The 17,240-nt window shown below is 60.5% G+C and carries 20 protein-coding genes; all 20 read right to left on the reverse strand.

Translation table 11 applies throughout. The features are described from left to right. Positions 1-18 precede the first annotated feature (18 nt). The 20 genes from AC3WK5_RS07185 to AC3WK5_RS07280 all read right to left on the reverse strand — a co-directional run bounded on the left by AC3WK5_RS07185 (position 19) and on the right by AC3WK5_RS07280 (position 17,239). Entirely contained in the window at positions 19-1,167 is a 1,149-nt protein-coding gene (locus AC3WK5_RS07185) for a phage tail protein (RefSeq protein ID WP_146016071.1), read from the reverse strand. An 11-nt stretch (positions 1,168-1,178) separates the two neighbouring features. Beyond that, a complete protein-coding gene (locus tag AC3WK5_RS07190; RefSeq protein ID WP_103315483.1) occupies positions 1,179-1,778 on the reverse strand; it encodes a YmfQ family protein in 600 nt (199 codons plus the stop codon). After that, the gene (locus AC3WK5_RS07195) at positions 1,766-2,806 is read right to left on the reverse strand and encodes a baseplate J/gp47 family protein (protein ID WP_103315484.1); all 1,041 of its coding nucleotides are present in this window, start codon (positions 2,804-2,806) and stop codon (positions 1,766-1,768) included. Before AC3WK5_RS07195 ends, AC3WK5_RS07190 begins: the two co-directional genes overlap by 13 nt. Beyond that, entirely contained in the window at positions 2,796-3,194 is a 399-nt protein-coding gene (locus AC3WK5_RS07200; protein WP_054595959.1) for a phage GP46 family protein, read from the reverse strand. Before AC3WK5_RS07200 ends, AC3WK5_RS07195 begins: the two co-directional genes overlap by 11 nt. Beyond that, on the reverse strand, positions 3,194-3,703 hold the full coding sequence (locus tag AC3WK5_RS07205) for a phage baseplate assembly protein V (RefSeq protein ID WP_103315485.1): 510 nt from the start codon (positions 3,701-3,703) through the stop codon (positions 3,194-3,196). The genes AC3WK5_RS07200 and AC3WK5_RS07205 overlap by 1 nt, the downstream gene beginning before the upstream one ends. Positions 3,704-3,809: 106 nt before the next feature. Further along, the gene (locus AC3WK5_RS07210) at positions 3,810-4,850 is read right to left on the reverse strand and encodes a phage baseplate assembly protein (protein ID WP_103315486.1); all 1,041 of its coding nucleotides are present in this window, start codon (positions 4,848-4,850) and stop codon (positions 3,810-3,812) included. 3 nt (positions 4,851-4,853) lie between these two features. Beyond that, on the reverse strand, positions 4,854-6,092 hold the full coding sequence (locus tag AC3WK5_RS07215; RefSeq protein ID WP_103315487.1) for a DNA circularization protein: 1,239 nt from the start codon (positions 6,090-6,092) through the stop codon (positions 4,854-4,856). Then, positions 6,079-7,719 (reverse strand): phage tail tape measure protein, encoded by a 1,641-nt coding sequence (locus AC3WK5_RS07220; protein WP_103315488.1) that lies wholly within the window; start codon positions 7,717-7,719, stop codon positions 6,079-6,081. The genes AC3WK5_RS07215 and AC3WK5_RS07220 overlap by 14 nt, the downstream gene beginning before the upstream one ends. Before the next feature lie 130 nt (positions 7,720-7,849). Continuing rightward, positions 7,850-8,146, reverse strand: coding sequence for a phage tail assembly protein (locus AC3WK5_RS07225; RefSeq protein WP_103315489.1), 297 nt, complete (start codon positions 8,144-8,146; stop codon positions 7,850-7,852). Further along, on the reverse strand, positions 8,143-8,490 hold the full coding sequence (locus AC3WK5_RS07230; RefSeq protein ID WP_054595953.1) for a phage tail tube protein: 348 nt from the start codon (positions 8,488-8,490) through the stop codon (positions 8,143-8,145). The genes AC3WK5_RS07225 and AC3WK5_RS07230 overlap by 4 nt, the downstream gene beginning before the upstream one ends. Positions 8,491-8,556: 66 nt before the next feature. Further along, positions 8,557-10,053 (reverse strand): phage tail sheath subtilisin-like domain-containing protein, encoded by a 1,497-nt coding sequence (locus AC3WK5_RS07235; protein WP_103315490.1) that lies wholly within the window; start codon positions 10,051-10,053, stop codon positions 8,557-8,559. Next, on the reverse strand, positions 10,053-10,235 hold the full coding sequence (locus tag AC3WK5_RS07240) for a DUF2635 domain-containing protein (RefSeq protein WP_054595951.1): 183 nt from the start codon (positions 10,233-10,235) through the stop codon (positions 10,053-10,055). The genes AC3WK5_RS07235 and AC3WK5_RS07240 overlap by 1 nt, the downstream gene beginning before the upstream one ends. Then, a complete protein-coding gene (locus tag AC3WK5_RS07245; protein ID WP_103315491.1) occupies positions 10,232-10,816 on the reverse strand; it encodes a phage tail terminator protein in 585 nt (194 codons plus the stop codon). The genes AC3WK5_RS07240 and AC3WK5_RS07245 overlap by 4 nt, the downstream gene beginning before the upstream one ends. A 124-nt stretch (positions 10,817-10,940) precedes the next feature. Continuing rightward, positions 10,941-11,969 carry a phage tail protein gene (locus AC3WK5_RS07250; RefSeq protein WP_103315492.1) on the reverse strand — a complete coding sequence of 343 codons (1,029 nt, stop codon included), beginning with the start codon at positions 11,967-11,969 and terminating at the stop codon, positions 10,941-10,943. Between the two features lie 9 nt (positions 11,970-11,978). Then, complete coding sequence (locus tag AC3WK5_RS07255) at positions 11,979-12,191, reverse strand: tail protein X (RefSeq protein WP_054595948.1); 213 nt, start codon at positions 12,189-12,191, stop codon at positions 11,979-11,981. After that, positions 12,184-12,567, reverse strand: a complete 384-nt coding sequence (locus AC3WK5_RS07260; RefSeq protein ID WP_054595947.1) for a phage tail protein — start codon at positions 12,565-12,567, stop codon at positions 12,184-12,186. The genes AC3WK5_RS07255 and AC3WK5_RS07260 overlap by 8 nt, the downstream gene beginning before the upstream one ends. Further along, positions 12,567-14,768, reverse strand: coding sequence for a phage tail tape measure protein (locus AC3WK5_RS07265; RefSeq protein WP_103315493.1), 2,202 nt, complete (start codon positions 14,766-14,768; stop codon positions 12,567-12,569). The genes AC3WK5_RS07260 and AC3WK5_RS07265 overlap by 1 nt, the downstream gene beginning before the upstream one ends. 128 nt (positions 14,769-14,896) lie before the next feature. Beyond that, a complete protein-coding gene (locus AC3WK5_RS07270) occupies positions 14,897-15,475 on the reverse strand; it encodes a phage tail assembly protein (protein ID WP_103315494.1) in 579 nt (192 codons plus the stop codon). Positions 15,476-15,566: 91 nt separating this feature from the next. Then, positions 15,567-16,073, reverse strand: coding sequence for a phage major tail tube protein (locus AC3WK5_RS07275; protein WP_054595944.1), 507 nt, complete (start codon positions 16,071-16,073; stop codon positions 15,567-15,569). Then, entirely contained in the window at positions 16,073-17,239 is a 1,167-nt protein-coding gene (locus tag AC3WK5_RS07280) for a phage tail sheath protein (protein ID WP_103315495.1), read from the reverse strand. Before AC3WK5_RS07280 ends, AC3WK5_RS07275 begins: the two co-directional genes overlap by 1 nt. Between the last annotated feature and the right edge of the window lies 1 nt (position 17,240).

A 17,240-nucleotide genomic window follows, 5' to 3' on the forward strand; every position in this document is an offset into this window, starting at 1 on the left:
AAACCAATGTCCTATTGCTTAGTACTTGATCACGTACAGCAACGCGATGTTGCGAGGACGCGATTCATTGCCGCCGACCGCTGCCACGGTAACGGTGTGAGCGTGATCGCCAACGGCAGCTACCGCAACGGAGTGGGCGTGGTCACCCACCGCATTGATCGCCAAGCCATGGGCGTGGTTGCCCCCTGCTGCGGTCACCGCGTTATAGTCGCCCGGCCCACTGCCGGTGCCCTGACGACCAAAAGAGGTGTTGTTACCGTTGGCATAAACGCCATGCTGGTGATCTCCGGAATTGTTAGTGATGCCGGTATGGGTGTGGGTACCTGCGCCTCCTGTCGAGGCGCTATGGTTATGTGTACCCGCGCCGGCAGTCGAGGCCGCGTGGGTGTGCGAGGCATTTTGTCCGCCTTGCGTACTGCCCATTTCCCGTGCGGCATCGACTCCGCGACCATCGTCCCAGCCACGTACAAATTCACCGCGCAGATCAGGCAGGGCAAAGGTCGTATTTCCATTACCAGCACCAAAACGTGTACCAATGGCTGCAAAAAGCGCGGCATATTGCGTGCGAGAAACGATTTCACCGTTGCATTTCAGCCAGCCTTTTGGCGGCTCCGCAGTCGCTACAGTTTTGATGTCACCAATATCACTGCCGGTCTGCTTGATCATTCCGGTGCTGGCGACCATCACCCAGGCACCCTCTGCAATCGAGCTGTTCCATTGCACCCAAACATCACCTGCGGCAGTGATCTCTCCTTCCTGGACCGCGTTATGGTCGGTACCAACGATGGGTTTGGCAGCCAGTCCGTTAGGCGAAAAGGTACTCGCGCCGGTATTGGCGTGTAACGCTTTGAAGCGCAATACCAGGCCGTCAACCAGATTGATGAGCGCCGGAGCATAATTGGCCGCATAGGCATCTGCCTTACCGGTGTCCAACGCATAATCAACCAATCCTGCCTGGTTGATTTTGCGTACAGCCAACAGCAATTGCCCAAGCTCGACTTCGTCAGGAACAACCCCCGCACCTTTGATCACAGCCAACAATTCTTCTGTAACCGAGTTCCCCCAGGCGGCAGGTATCAGTGACCCTGGGGTGCCATTCAACGGGTTCTCGTCGACAAACTTTCCATTTACCAGCCCTACGCTGGGCACACTCTTTGGATAATCCACTTTTCTATTCCCTAGTCATAATTGATTTTCACCTGCGTATGAGCAGGTGCGTTTCGGTGTATCAGGCACTCCAGCGCCGAGCCCGGGTTCATGCCAAAACGCTCGCCCCAGTAACTAGCACCGAAGCGGCGACCCAGCAGGAGGCGGCCGCCGGTATTAAGCGTCCACATAAACTGAGCCTGCCATGTACCGAAGTGCGCCGATCCAAACCTTGAGCTCCCCATGCGTGGTGCTCGCGATTGAGTGACGGAGGCATTCGGATAGCCCTGGCTACGGGCGATTTCAACGAAGTACACAGCGGTCTGGGCCCCGACCGCGAGCAGTCGCCGGCGTACTGCGAGGCGGCGGTCGTCGAACAGCGGGGTCAGGCCCAGGCATGGATCGGGCAGGTTCATCACCCGTTCCCAATCCGGCACCAGTTCGCTGACGCCAGCCGGGTCCATTTCGTTGAGCAGGTCGGCGGCGCGGGCGTCGAGGCGAGCCAGTTCCTGAGAGACGCCTTGCAGCACTTGCTCCAGTTCCGGCACCCGCTCCGGGTCCCAGGCCGGGCCGCTGGGCAGCAGGCTGCGCAGTTGGGCCTGGTATTGTTCGGCGGTTCTTATTGCAGCCATACGCAACCTCCGAACGTCAGCAGCTGATTGCTCGCGGCCGTAACGTCGGCGGCTGGCGCGACCAGTTTGTGATCGCTTTCGCCGGTGGCGCTGCTGATGGCTTCGGCAATATGGGTCAACAGCAAGGTTTCACCGAGCCCGGCCTCGCGGTTATGCAAATCACGCAACTGCGCTTCGACGGCGGCGCGTACAGCGCTGGTGTCAGGGGTCAGGCGCAGGTTGTAGGTCACCGGCATCTGCACCGGCGCCAGCACATGCAACTCGGCGGTAACCGGGCGTAGAGGCTCGATGTACGCCTGGACCAACGCCAGTTGCGTCGCGTCCGGAACCGGCCGCGGGTCATCGTCACGCATGACGAACAAACCGACGGTGCCTGGCCCCAGATAGCTGCCACGACACCAGGCGCGGGTGATTCCCGGGCACTCCAGCGCCCAAGTTTCATAGTCTTGCGCCGAGCCGCCGTGAGGGATGATGCGGTACGAGCGGATCACCCGCGAGCGCAGCGATTCGAGGCTTTCGCGGGCAATGCCGCCGGTCAGGCCCGGCGCCAGCACGGTGAAGACTCCGCCGATGCCCTGGATCGGTTGCACCGGGATCAGCGTCATGCCCGCATCGGCATTGCCGAGCGATCCGGCGTCCAGCGCGGCGATGGTGGTGCTGTTGAGACCATTGCCGGTGGTGAGCGCGGCGGTCACTTTGTAGGTGCGACCGTCGCTCGATTGCAGCAGGGTGTCGACATCCAGCACCGCGCCCACCGTGGCGCTGAAGCTGACACTGCCGCGAGCGGACTGCGCCGCTTTACGCGGCTGGTTGAGGCGTAGCGCGGCGATGCGTTCCAGGGTCGGTTCATCGGCCTTGTCCGGCAGAATCTGCTCGGCGATCCAGTCCAGATAGCCATACAGGCCAAAGGCTGCACCGCCGAGGGTTCGGGCCAGAACTTGCGCATCGGACTGGCGCAGCGAATCGCTGGCCAGGTCGCTTTGGGTGCGCTTGATCAGCACCGGCAGCGAAGGCGTTTCAAACGGCATAGGTCACCTGCCAACTGTGTTCAGGGTTGATGTCCAGACGCTCACCGTCGGCCAGGGTCAGGACCGTGCGCAGGTTCAAGCGCTGGTCGTCGAGGCGTTCGCTGAGGATCTCGATGGCGCTGCAGTGGCCATCGTCGATCAGCCATTGCAGGGCTTCGCGGGCATAAAATTCGGCGTCGAGCTGGGTCTGCCGGGTCAGCTTGACCCGGCGCAGCAGCCACAGACGCGAGCCGATTCGGTCGTCGGCCACCGTGGGAAAACTGTCGCCCCACCAGCCGAAGCGTTCGTCGTCATCGAGGAAGTCATCGTCAGCGGCGCGGCGCCAGGTGAAGAGGCTGATCAGCACCGAGCGGGTCAGTGCGGTTTTGAGGTCATGACTGATGAACATCACTGGCCTCCTGCGGGGGCAGCGGTCTGGCCGTTGCCCGGCTGGACGCCCGGATGCACGTGTTTGATCTGGCTGATACCGCCGGCAACCTGGTCCCCTTGGGAGACGATCTTGCCGGTCTGGGTCAGGGTCGGCGTGTCGATATTCACAGCGCTGCTGGCGCGGATGTTCAGCGTGCTGGTTTCGATGTCGATGATCCGGCCGCGCTTGAAGTGGACCTTGTCCCCTTCGTCGGTGTAGATCGCCACTTCACCGGGCGCCAGCGCCTTGAGGCGATAGCGGCGATCGGCGACCACCAGCACCACGGCGTGAGAGCGATCGCCGCCGAGGAAGGTCGCGATACCTTCGGCGCCGGCCAGCGGGTTGCTGGTGAAACCGTAGGGTTCGAAGTGCTCCATGTCGTCGTTCACTTCGCCGGCAGTCAGGCGCATTTGCAGCGATTGCAGCTTGGTCGCCGAATTGGCGAGCACGACGGTGCCGCGCGCCAAGAGGCGTGTCAGTAGGCTCATTATGGGTTCCTCGTAGGAGCACGGCTTGCCGGCGATAGGGGCAAATGCGCTGGGTCAGACAGGACGCTTCGCGGGCAAGCCTTGCTCCTACACAAGTGCGCCGTGCTCAGGATTTTTGGGGTACCGGGTTGGCGTCGAAGGTATGCGGCGGCGCCACTTGCAGGGTGGTGATGGAGCCCTGCTCAGAGAGCGAGTAAGTGACCTTCGAGATCAGCATGTCCTGATCAAAACCCAGCACCTTGTCGATCACCCTGACCTGCGTGTTGTGCCGCCACAAATCGCCGTTGGATTGCCGCCAGCCTTGCACGCGATAGGTCGTCGTCAGGGCCTTGCCAGTGCGGGTGGCGCTTTCCCAGTCGGCACGTTGTTGCGCCAGTTCCGGCGTCAGTTGCGCGCTTTCGCTGATCACCGTGACCCGCTTGCGTTGGGCTGTAGCATCGGTCGCCACACCCGACACCTCGCTCACAGCGCTACCGCTTTTGCTGTCGCTGCCCTTGTGCTGGCCGATTACCCGGTATTCAGAAAACACCTGGCTGAAATCCATCGGCGCGTTGGCCGAGAGAATGTTCTTGCCCAGTTCCAGCACATCACTGGCCCGCCCGCCGCTGCCGGGTTTCGCCAACAGCACACGGCCTTCGGCATCGTCGGTGGAGAACACCCGGTACAGAGTCAGCAAGCGGTCGATGGACTGAAACACCGTTTCTCCTGGGACGATGCTGTGTTTATTCAACTTGGCGGTTTGTGCGATCTCGCTGACCACTCCCACACCATAAGGCGATGCCAGGGCCTGGACGATGCTCAGCACGCTTTGTTCCTGCCATTGGCTCGGACGGTTGATCGCCGCACAATCCACCAGGTCCCGGGTCAGCGAACTGCCCTCGATACTCAGGCTGATCTGCTTGCCGTCGTAACTGATCGGCGCCTTGTAGACATGCCCCGTGAGCACCAGGTCGCAACCGATCCGTACTTGGCAACGCGAACCGGGTTTGATCGGCACCGCCAGGGTTTGCCCCGGCCATTGCCAGGTGATGTTGAGTGTGAAGGTGCGGAACTGACGCTCCAGGTCCGCACTGATTTCCACGCTTTTCCAGCCGCCATAATCCAGACCGTTAACGGTCAGGCTGACGGCGTTTGCAAGGTCGCTCATGGTCTACTCCCGGGCGATTTGCAGGCCGCCCGGGGGCAGGAATCCAAAGTGAATCACCCCGTTGCGTTGCGTCACTTCACTCACCCGAGTGGCATCCCCCAGGTATTTGTAGGTGAGCACCAGTGCCGGCATGCTCTGATTGGGAGACAACGTGATCAGCCGCACACCGGAGGATGCCACCGCCGTCAGATGCCCGAACAGTTGCTGGCGCATGGCATTGAGCGCTTGATAATGTACGGCGTCCGCCTTGAGGGCGGCTTGCCAGATCGCTTCATTAAGCGCATCGCGCAAGGTCAGCACATCGTCGGCCACCGGCACGTCCACCCGCTGCACCGGCTGCACCGCTTGCTGCGCGAGGGACGGCGTGGAGTTCAGTTTGACCACCGGGGTCGCCACCGGCATCCGCGCCACCTGATAGCCGAGCTTCACCAACAATGCGTCCTGCACCAGATTGGCCATGGCCTGAGCCGCCGCCACTGTGTCCTTGCCGGTGGTGAGCTTGGGGGCGTCGATCTTCTTCACTGCTTCGACCTGCTGCGAGGCGTTGGCGAGCACGCCACGGTAACCCTCACGCGCGAAGTCCCCGAGCTCCTTGATGTCGCCGAGCAAACCCTTGAACTCCGCGCTCACTTCACGGGGCAGTTCCTTGATCGCCTTGACCAGCAAACTGAGTTCCTTATAGGTCTCGATCACCTCCTTGAACTCGTGCTCGATGACCTCGTAGACGTCTTTGAGGCTGTCGCGCAGTTCCTTGATGCCAATCCGCGCGGCCTTGATGAGGCTCATGGCATCTTCGAAGCGTCGCACCATCGATCCCAGCAAGCTGTCGGCCGACACCAGCAATTGCTCGCGAGTGTTGACCTGAGCGGTGGGGAACTGCAGCGGCTGGTCGGGATAGAACTTCAGGGCGAACGTCACCAGCCCGCCGTCCTGGCGGGTCTGGGTCATTTCGCATTCGCCGACCTTGACCTGCATCCGTCCCAGCCACGGATGAACCAGTTCACCCGCGCCCTCCTCCAGCGCCTTGAGCAGTTTGTCACGCTGCTCCAGGCAATCCGGCCCGACGATAAAGGCCGTCAGGTCGTGGATCTTCGCCTGTTGGCCAAGGCCCTCGAAGAACGGCTGGTCACGCTGGGGATACTCATGCAATTGACCTTTCTGGCCGACCGGGGTTTTCGCCTGATCGACCCAGAATCCGACGCCGCGAAACGACGCTGGCAACAAACGATCACGCCAACTCATTGGAACCTCCTAGAGACAGTGAGCGATAGCCAATCTGCGACGTCACGGCCAGGCCAGGCTGGTTGGTCTGTGGTTGATCGGTGCGCATGCCGGCCGGTGCATTTTCAAAGCGCACCGTCAGGCCGCCCTCCAGTTGCGCACGGTTGTTGGCGGCGCTTTGTTGCACCAGGGCGTTGGAGCCTTTCGGCAAATCGCTCGACAGCGACGCTTGATCGTTACTGGCACCGAAAAACGCTGGCGCCAGTTCACCTTTGCCCTCGGCGTTGGTTTTCTGTTGCGCCTCGGTCAAGCCTTCGACCTTGCCGGTGATCTTCGCAATGAAGCCACTGACACTGCCGCCGAACAGGTCCTTGATCGGTTCGATAATCGCCTTGAGCTTTTCCCACAGCCCACTGAACCACGCGATGATCGGCGTCCAGTGTTCGGTAATCATCTGCATCGGTGACCAGTCGAACAGCGTTTTGAACAGTTCCCCGACCGGGGCCGTGACACTGCTCAGCGAGTCCCACAAGCCCGAGAAGAATTCACTCAGTGGCTCCCACGCCGCACTGACCTGCGCCATTGGCGACCAGTCGAACAGACCTTTGAAGAAGTCCACCACGGGCACGGACAGTGCCCGAAGCAAATCCCAGATCGCTGAAAACAATCCAACCAGCGGTTGCCAGTTGCTAACGATCATCCCCAACGGAGTCCAGGAAAACAGTGTCTTGAAGAAGTCGATGACCGGCACAGCAACGGCTTTGATCTCTTGCCAAAGCGAACTGAAGAAGCTGCTGACCGGACGCCAGTTGGCGATGATCATCCCTAATGGTGTCCAGCTGAAGATCACCTTGAACGCGTCGAACAGCAGCGAAGCCGCCGCTTTGATAACGTCCCAGAGCGCGGCGAACACCTGACTGATCGGCCCCCAGTTGTTGATGATCAGCCCCAGCGGCGTGAAGGCGAACATCGTCTTGAAAAACTCGACCATCGGCATGACAACCGGTGCAATCTCTTGCCAGAGCCCGGCGAAAAAAGCCGAGATCGGTTTCCAGTTTGCAACGATTACCCCAGCCACCAACGCAATGCCCATGGCTATCAGCATCAGTGGACTGGTCTTGAGCACCGTGCTCATCAGATCAAGCGCTTGTGAAGCACCCGTAACCGCCGATTGAATCGCCGAGAACGCAATAGCGCCCGCGGCAATGCCCTGGACCAGCTCCGGGTTGTCGTTGAGCAACGTTCCGACGCCATTGAGCAACGGCTCGAGACCGACCACCACCGCGCTGACTGCCGGCAGCAATGCGGCGTCAACCGCGACCGACACCTTGTCCATCGAAGCGCTGAAAACGTTCAGGTTTTGCGCAGCACTTTTGGGCACACTCGGTACATCGACGCTTTTTGCCGTCTCACCGACCTCAGCCAATTTGCCCTGGAACGCTGCCGCCGACTTGATACCTTCGACGAAGGGTGTGACCACGCTACCGCCCTTGAACAACCCGCTGATGTCCAGCTTGCCCATGCCGGCCTGCTCAAGGTTGGTTTTGAAGCCATCGACTTTCGCCCGAAGGGCCGCGAGCTTGGGTGACAGTTCATCGATGCCTGTCAGCAAGACCGCTTTTTTCTCAATCTTTTCTGTCTCTGCCATCACTGCACCTGCTGCATCGCATTGATCCGTTGCGCGTGCTCCAGTGATTCGCGGAGCACGTCCAGTGGCCTGGCCATCATCTGTTCGGGGTCAACCTTCCAGAACCAGGCCAGGTCATAGGCGACAGCGATCAGGTCGGAGATGGCGCCGATGCCGCACTCATGAAAAAACTCGCGACGGCCCAGCTCAGCGCGTTGAGGTCAGCCAGGTCCAACTGGTTGACCGACGACGGCGGGATGCCGGTGCAGACTGCGATGTATTTGGCCGCGACATCCATGTCCAGGCTGACTTCTTCGCTCTTGTCGATCTTGTACGGCAACGCTTTGATCGCCCGCACTTCCTGCACCGTCGGACGGCGCAGGGTCAGTTCGGTCAGCGGCTCGCCGTGGGCCTCGATGGCCACTTGCAGCTTCACGGCTTGAGTCATTGCCAGGTCCCCTTCACACCTTCGAAGACCAACGCGATAGACGCGTCATCGCCCTTGGAAATCGGCGCATCGACCAGGTAGGCACCGGCCAGCACGAAGACTTTGCCGTTGCTGAATTCGCAGGTGACGGTCATGTCGGTACCGGCGATCAGCTGCTTGAGCGGGAAGTCCGGGGTGTGCAGTGCCGTCACCTTGAACGATGGGGTGATGTCGGTTTCCTTGTAGAAACCCGGCACCAGTGTTTCGCGTTTGGTGGACATCAGCGGCGCTTCGCAGCCACCGTTGATGGTCAGTTGAGCGCCGTCCACTTTGACGTAGCAGGTGCCCGCAATCAGTTGACCCATGGTGTTTCTCCCTTCAATAAAAAGCCCACGCGAGGTGGGCACAAATCACACAGTGAAACGCGGCACTCAGGCCGCGTTGTCGTACTGCAAACGGAATTGGTTGAGCAGCGCGAACACGCGCAGGCCGTTGATGTAATCCGGCGGGAACAGCACGTTGACGCGGCTCGGGTCCTGGCTGTCGCGCTCGACGATCAGGTGCTCGGCGAACAGCTCGGCGTTCTCGACGTGGCCTTCCAGCTCGAGCTTGGCGTACTGGGCGATCAGCTCACCGCGAATGGTGCTCGGGGTCACGATCGGCTGGCCGGCACCGAAACGGGTGCCATCGGCGGCCAGTTTGTGGCGACCGTACTTGCTGGTGATCACGCTTTGCAGACGACGCACGATGAACGCCGACTGGTGCATGGTTTCGCTGTCCAGGTAGGAGTTGTCCGCCTGACCGTAAGCGTTCTTCTGATAGGTAGTGATCGCACGCTGAATGCGCACGTAGCCGCCTTCGTAGTACGCGGTAGCGATGCCGTAGTTGAGCAACGACTGGCGCTCGGTCAGGGTGAAGCGCTCACTGGCCGGAGCCGGTTCAACGCCCGGCAGGCTGCCGCTTTGGGTCGGACGGCTGGCGTCGGCAGAGATGAACACCGAAGTCCGCGCAGCCAGTGCGGCAGCCTGAACCCAGAACGGTTGAGGGACACCCAACTCCAGCGCCTGAATGGTCATGTGCTGGTCGTTACGGGTTTGACCGGCGGCGACCAGAGTACCAACGGTGCCGCGTTTGGCGGTGTAGACGTGACCGAACAATTGCTTGGCCCACGACCAACGACCGACGCTGTCATCCATAACGGCTTGCCAGGTATTGAGGGTTGCAGTGTCAGTCCACGGCATGCAGATGAATTCGAACGGCTCATCACCCAGTGCTGCGACTGCCGCTACTTGATCCGGTACGCCAGCGCCACCGGCCATTGGGGTGATGGCGGTGGTCAGGCCAGCCGGTGTGTCTTCGCCATTGCTCTTGCCCAGGCGATTGAACTGCAGGCTGATGTCGTTGGCGCTGTCACCGGTCCATTTAGCGGCCAGGGTAATCACGCCTTCGACCGCAGCGGCGGTGACCGGCAAATCGGCGCTGGCATTGATTTTCAGAGCCAGTGCAGTCGCTGCCTGAGCCGCGGTTGCAGCATTGACCACGGCCGCTTGAACACGCACGCCACCAACGTACAGGTTGAGCACACCGCTTTCCGTTGCGGTGCCAGTCAGGGTCACCACGCCTTTGGCAATGCTGCCCACGGTGTTGTGCACCGGCAGGCACCAGATTTCGCCGACCGGATCGGTCTTGCGCCAGGTCTCGTACATCGAGGCCAGCATCGAGCCTTGGCCGCCGATGCTTTTGGCCAGCGCCACGCTGGACACCAGCACCAGTTTGCCGACTTCGGCGCTGGCAACGTTGTCGTTGACCTGAGCGACGATCAACCGGCGCATGGCCGACGACGCGCTATTGGCTGCCGAATTGTCCATCTCGGCGTAGAACAGCGGAACACGAATGTCCGCAGGAATGTTGCTGAATCCGATCGCCATTATTTGGCTCCCTGTGGTGTTGCCGCTTCCACGGCTTTGGTAGTGATATCGCCATCGGCCAGACGTCGACGCCACCAGGCGTTGTCCGGCACTTCACGGCCTTCGAGAGGCAACAGATCGCCCGCTTCCGGGTCGGGCACGGCACGGCCTTCGGCCGGCAGCACAGTGATGCGTTTGCTCATTGCTTTACGTCTCCAGAAAAAGTCAGTTCCAGGCGCCCGTCAGGCCCCGGACGTTTCAGGTTGGGGTCCGCCGGATCGATCGCATCGACCCGCACGGTCACCCCGGCAAAGGACGACAATCCGTCCAGTTCACGCTCGTGCCAGCTCTCTGCCGGCTGACCTGGCAGATTGCGGCCGAGCTGAAACTCGGTAAAAAAGCGCAGGCGATACAGCGCACGACTGCTGTTGATGGAAACCAGTTCGCCGCCGTCATAGACGATGGCGTCGTAACCGCTACCGGGCTTGAAACCCACCAGTGCGCGCCAGAGTTCGGCGCGCAGGTCGTGCAACAGATCCAGCGCTTTTGTAGCGTCCGCGGTGTCGAGCACCAGGGTCACTTCGAAACGGTCGCGGATCGGTTGCAACATCAGGTTTTGCGCCACGCTTTTGCTCGCCATATCGGCGAGCGGCACGACGTAGGCACAAGGGGTTTGCAGCGGTGTGTTGGTTTGCAGCGTGGCGAGGTCTAAGCCTGCGGCCACGCGATTGGCCAGGGTTGGGCATTGCTCACGCAACTGCGTGAGGATCGGCGTGATCTTCATGAGGGCGCTCCAGCGTTTTATGAAAGGCACCGCTCTTGTAGGAGCAGAGCTTGCTCGCGATGGCGGTGCGTCAGTCGCGGTGATGTTGAATGTGCTGCCGCAGGCGATCTGACCGGAACCTGGATCAGGCGATGGCGTCAGCATTCGGGTCAAGGCAAGTCGCCTCGATCATGCAGCGATAGCTATTGGTGCGATCGCCGCTGGCGGTGACTTTATCGATCGACCAGCGCCCACGCATAAAGCCCGGCCACGTGTCGTCCAGCACTACCAGCCCTTCAGCCGAAAAGTCAGGATTACCCGGACAGCTGATTTTCACCTTGAGCTTTTCACGGCCCATTTTGCGCACTTCGGCTTCGCCGACCGCCTGCGCTTCTTCCGCACTTTGGCAGCGCTGGCGCACGGTCTTGAACGGCGCGAGCCCGGTTTCAACCACCCGCAGCAAACCGGCTGCGGCGTCCCACCAACTGATCTTGCAGCCCTGGCTTTTGCCCCGGGCGGAGTCATCGAGAGTGGCGGTAATAAACGCATGATCGCCGGGACGATTGTTGTGGGTGACCGACAGTTTCACGTCCGGCAATACTTTGCCCGACAACGATTTGACCTGGCCTGGTCGAGCCAGCACATACAGCTCATTGACCGGTTTGGCGATGGCGCCGTACTTGCTCGCCAAGCGCGTGATGAAACCCATGTCGGTTTCATTCGACTGGTCGATGTGCTCGACCTTTTTCAGCGCCAATGCCGGGTCCACCCTCGGCGAAAAGCCGTGCCTGGCTGTCAGCTCGCGAAACAATGCGCCGAGGGTAGTCGGGCCATGGCTGGCCGAGCGGCGCTGCTGAAATCCGCTCTCGTCTGCCGCACTGAACGGCGCGGCGGTAGCCACCAAAGACACGCGAAACGGGAACAGCGTCGGCGTGCGTCGTGTCACCAGAAACTGGCCTTTATCCACCAGCCCGGATTCCAGATAACCCACGAGCAAGCCAACTTTCCCGCCCAGGCTCGGCAGCCCTTCAAGGCCTTCCAGATCGAGCACCAGAGTCAGTTGATCGGACTCGATACCGGCGGCATCAATGTGTTCCCAACTGATCAGGCGCTGATTGATCAGGGTCGCGTTGGCCCCGTAAATTTCTATCGCTGGCGTGAACCCCAATGCCATGTAACCTCCTTAATCCCACGCGGTTACCGGTGTGGTCGCTACGGGTCTGGATTCAAGTTCCGGCAGCACCACCCAGATGCCTGCTGGCAGTACCGGAGCTTGCTCGGCCAGCGTCGGGTTGAGGCGCCACAGCGCCTCTTCGGCCAAATCATCACAACGTTCAAGCTCGCGGTAGAGCAACAGATTCACCGAGTCACCGGCTACCGTTCGTACCTTACGCATTGACGAATTCCTCCAACGTAATCGACCAATTGATCAACATCGCCGTGCCGTCATCAATCACATCGCTTTGGGTTTCCGTCACATCATTGATCCGCCATAAACCCCAGTTACGGCCAATGCCATCGACCAACGGCAGCGGTACTCTCATTGCTTGCAAGGCGCGCAATTCATCGAGCCGGTCCATGGCCACCGCGTACATCGCCTTGCCGGTTATCGTCAGGCTTTGCAGGCCTTGACCGGTCTGGCTGGACTTGGGCTTGCTGGTCAGGATATCCACCTTCACCCAGCCGCCGTCCGACTTGCGCACCAGACCGCTGTAGGCGAAGTTGCGTGACAAGCCGAAAATGAAGCTTCCGAGTGCCATTTGCTGCCTCATCAAGCCACCCCGTCAGTCAGGGCCGTGTCACGTCGCACGGCGAGTTGATTAGTCGTTGTCATCAGTCCGAATTGCCCGGAAATATGCTGCACCACCAGGTTTGCCAGTTGAGCGGCGCTGGCTTGATCCTGACCATTGATATAAATGTTCGCGGTCAGTGCATTTTGCTGACTGGTGGCCTGGGTGTTGGTCAGGTCTTTACTGACCTGGTCCGGAGCGGCGAGTTTGTCGGCAGGTGCTGCGAGTTTTTCACCCAGCCAGGCACCTGACTCACTGCCCATCCAGCCGCCTACCAGCCCGCCAAGAACTCCACCGATGGCTGTACCCAGCAGCGGAACGACACTGCCCAAAGCGGCACCCGCGGCAGCACCAGCCGAAGCTCCCGCCCAGCCACCACCTGCAGCCCCAAGACCTGCTCCCACCATCCGGGTGTTGCCGACAAGCAGACCCTCGGCCACATCAGCGACGGCGCCGACTCCTTTCAATGGACCGGGAAGCTTGCGGGGTATCGAACGCATCGAGGCCGTCACGCCGCCCCAGCGAGGAGTGCTCGCACGCGAGCCTCGCGGACTCACACGTACAGACGGACCATTTCTGGGTTCTGGACTCCTGTTTGTCCCGCTGGCATTCGGTTTGTCCGTCCGACCTTTGTTTTTGAAATCGTCGGAAATCGCCTCACCCAATCGATCAGGGAGCCGTGCGGCCACCCCACCCAAGACCCGCTTGGCCATCCGATTGGTCAGCTCATCCGTTATGGCTTTGAACAGCGCCCCCACCAGCGGTTTGATCGCCGCTGCAACCAGCACAATGGCAGCGGTGGTTTTCGGAGATGCTTCAGCCAATTCACTCAAGCCGTCCACCAACGAACCCAGCGAGTGGAGCGAGCTATCCGTCACGGGCGCCAGAGCATTACCCGTGGCCACCGACAGACGATCATTGCTTGCACTCAAGACGTTCCACTGACCTTGCCGGGTTTTCGACAGTGCAAGTGCGTCTTGCCTTACCGAGCCCTTGTCACCCAGCTCCGACGTGGCGTACTGGGCTTTGTCTTTTACCTGCCAGAAGGCGCCATTCACATCGGTAAGGTTTTGCGCCATGTTCAGCGCGGCCTTATCACCCTCGCCAAATAGCGTAGTGGCAAGCGTCGCGCGATTCTCGGCAGGTTGCGCGTTCAAGGCCGCAAGCACCGACATCACCGTGCCAGGCGCGGCGTCCTTGTCACGCAAGCCGCTCGCCACCGCTTTCGGCTCCAGCCCCAGCTGCTTCCAGGCCGCTTGCTCGGTTGCCGAGGCCTGATCACCCTTGCCCATGACCGTGGTGATGCTTTTTAGCGCTACGCCAGCCTCAGTCTTTTGCGTACCGGTATTGAGCAATGCCGCCGTCAACGCTGCGGCTAGCGCAGGGGCCAGGCCTGCCGCCGTAGCAGCAGCACCGTCACGCTGCAAGACGGCGCCGATGTCAGCCGCTTTCGCACCATTGGGTATCTTGCCCAGATGGTTGGTTGCATCCGCCAAGTCAAAGGTTTCAGCACCGTTGAGCTTCATGGAGGTGCGCCAGCCGACCATCATCTCGGCGACATCCATGGCCGGCATTTTGAACGCCGACGCGGCGACGCCGGCGTCGCTGGCGAAGCGCTGCAACTCTAACTGTCGGTCGGATGCATTGGGCAGATCGCTAACGATTCCTGCCCTGGCAGCCAGACTTTCAATCTTCACCAAATCAACTGCCTTGGTCCCCCCGGCCGCCACCAGCGGAGCGCTGGCGATGTGCTGGGTTGACTGCACCATCTCTTCGCTTTGGCGCGGGGTAAATTGGGCTGCCTGCTTCAGATCGGCCATGGCCGAATCCATCGCTATCGCGGGTTTGAGCAGGTCCGGCGGTTCGATACCGCTACCCGGCTTGCCTGCACTCTTTTGCTCGCTGGCCGGTTCACTCTTGGCACCGGCTCCCATCGCCTGGGACAACAATCGCTGCGACGAAAGTTTCAAGGTCAACGACTCGATAGCCGTCGTCAGCAGACCGAGCTTGAGCCCGAGGTTTTCCAGCGCCAGACCGAGGCCAGATATCTGATCCCTGGCGGACGTGCCCGTACCTTGTGCTGACGCAACGCTGGTGGCTGCCGTAGTCAGGCTGGTATTACCGAACGCCCCCCCACTGTCGTCGAGGGCCGCGTATTTGAGCGAATATCTATCGTCCGCCATCCCGCTCTACTCCTGTTTCACGCCAAGGCGAGTGATCGCGATGTCGTAGCGGCGCAATGCCTTGCCAGCGTCCCACTCCAGAATTTCCGCCTCACTTACCGGGTAAATGAGCGGCACCACATCGAGGATTACTTCGATGTCGCGCTCCGAAAGAAGTCCGCCGGTTTGTTTAAAAAATCGTCGATGCGCACCTGCAGCTGGGTCCAGTCGGGCACGGTCAGCGAGGCCAGATCGGGAAGCATCAGGCCGGTACAGTGAGCGGTGATGAACTCGGCGCGTTCCTTGGCCGTCTTCAGTTTTTTCATCGCTTTGGTGGCGCGCAGCACCGGCATTTCCAGGGTCAGCGAAGGCATGCTGCGGCCTGCCACATTGAGCGGTTGCAGCAGTTGCACCTGATCGGGATCGTCGTCCGAAACTTCGTCAGCCTGCTGTAGAAAGTACGACGCCGGGCGGGTCGACATTTCGTGCACGTACTGCGCAATGCTTACGTAGTCCGGGCGTTTGAGCTGATCCAGTTCCTTGACCGACAGGCCGGTGGCCAATTTGGCCAGTTCGAAGAACTGATCGTCCTCATCCTCGCCGGCGCGGGCCAGCGCCTCTTTCTGCGCGGCGTAGTACAGCGGCTTGAGTTGGATCTGCTCGATCTGCGACTCATCGTCACCGGTAATCGGCGACAACAGGACATGTTTAGGCGGCATCCAGGACATGAAATGATTCCTTGCTCATACAAAAAAGCCGCCCGCAGCAAGCCGGAAAACCAGCAGGTGAAGGCGGCGATACAAGAGGTGTTGCGGTCGCTTAAGGCAGCAACACGGCGCGGCGGGCGTCGCCGAGAATGTCGACACCGTTGAGCACGAACTTTTGCGTGCGCACGTCGATGTCGATCACTGGAATGCCGTTTTCCAGGCGGTTGTAGGTGCGGCAGGACAGCTCCAGCGTTGTGATGGATTTTTCGCCCATCTTCAGCTTGGCCTCGCTCAGGGATTTCAGCTTGCCGCCCACGGTGTGATAGGTGAACCAGGTGTTGCCATCCTGGTCCTGACCGGCTTCGCGGACATTCAACAGGATGTCTTCACCCAGTTTCACACCGAGCGCCAGCATGATTTCCGGGCCAGTACCTTGCAGATTCAACGTAGCGTTGAGCACTTTGCCGCTCTTGGCCATTTCCTCGGCGATAAAGCGCCCGCCAGTCATCGGCTCCATGTCGAAATCGATTTTCGGCGGGGTGAAATCCTCCACTGTTGCTGACAACGGCAGGCCTTGCAGGGTGGCCGCGATGGCCTGTCTTACGCGGTTGGTAAACATTAGAGAACATCCTCCAGGAACTGCTCGATGATTTCATCGCGGGCGTTGAGTTGGTAAACCATGTGTTCGTTCGGCGCGTAGCGGCCGTAGTCGATGACGATGAACCAAGTGCCGTTTTTGTACTTCTCGACGCTGTTCAATTCCGGGTGCAGGTACACGCTGCCGCCAGGGATGGTTTCGTCGGCGACCAGGGTTTGCAGCCAGTCGTTGATGCGCTTGACCTCCTGATCCATGAACGACTTGGTCAGGTTCTTGGCCATGGCTTTCTGGCCGGCCTTGACCAGCTTGCGGCTGATCGCATCTTCCAGGCCGACGTAGCTGATGAACTTGCCGGTGATCGAGCGGTTACCCAGCAGCGAGAAGCCGCCGAGGACAGTCCGGGCGTAGTAGCTGATGCCGTAGCGGTTGAGCAGATCGCCCTCGGTCGAAGTGTCGAGGATGTTGTATTCCACGGTCCGCGAAACGTCTTCGGCGTAGGTCACCTGGTTGCCCGGGCTTTCCCATTGCTTGACCTTGGCGAGTGCCGCGATGGCCAGGCTCGACGGCGCCAGGAACACGTTTTTCTTCGCCGCCTTGGAGTACACCGCAGGCATGTTGTGTACGACGAGGCAGCGGTCGAAACCCAGATCCGCACCGCCCAGCTCCTTGCTGTAGGTCACCTGATCGGCGACCGAAGTGTCCTTGCCATCGAGTACCACACGGGCCTTGATGCGCTTGCCGAACGAGGCGAACTCGCTGGCCACCGCTTTGGTGCCGGTAAAGCCCGGAGCACCGATGATGGTCAGGTCTTCAGGCACACCGCTCAATGCGGCCAGGCCCAACTTGCGACCGGTCAGCGCTTCGTTGCCGCCGATGACATTGTTCAGGGTGTCGGCCGGGGTCGCGCCCTCTTCGACGATGACCACATACACCGGCACCTTGACCACTTTCAGGATCTGGTAAACCGCCTGATACAGCGTGCCCGCCTCGGCGCCGGTCGGATCGAGCTGCGCATGGGTGGTAAAGCTGTTGATACGGAACGGGGTATTTTTCGCGATCAGCGGGTTGGCATTCGGCGCCGTGCCGACCAGACCGATGACGTTGTCACCGAGGCCACCCATGGCCTCGGGGGATTCGGTGGCATTGACGGTGATGCCGTTGTGCTCGAAGTTCAAAACCTCAGCCATG

This window comes from Pseudomonas sp. FW306-02-D09B, from assembly GCF_058782685.1.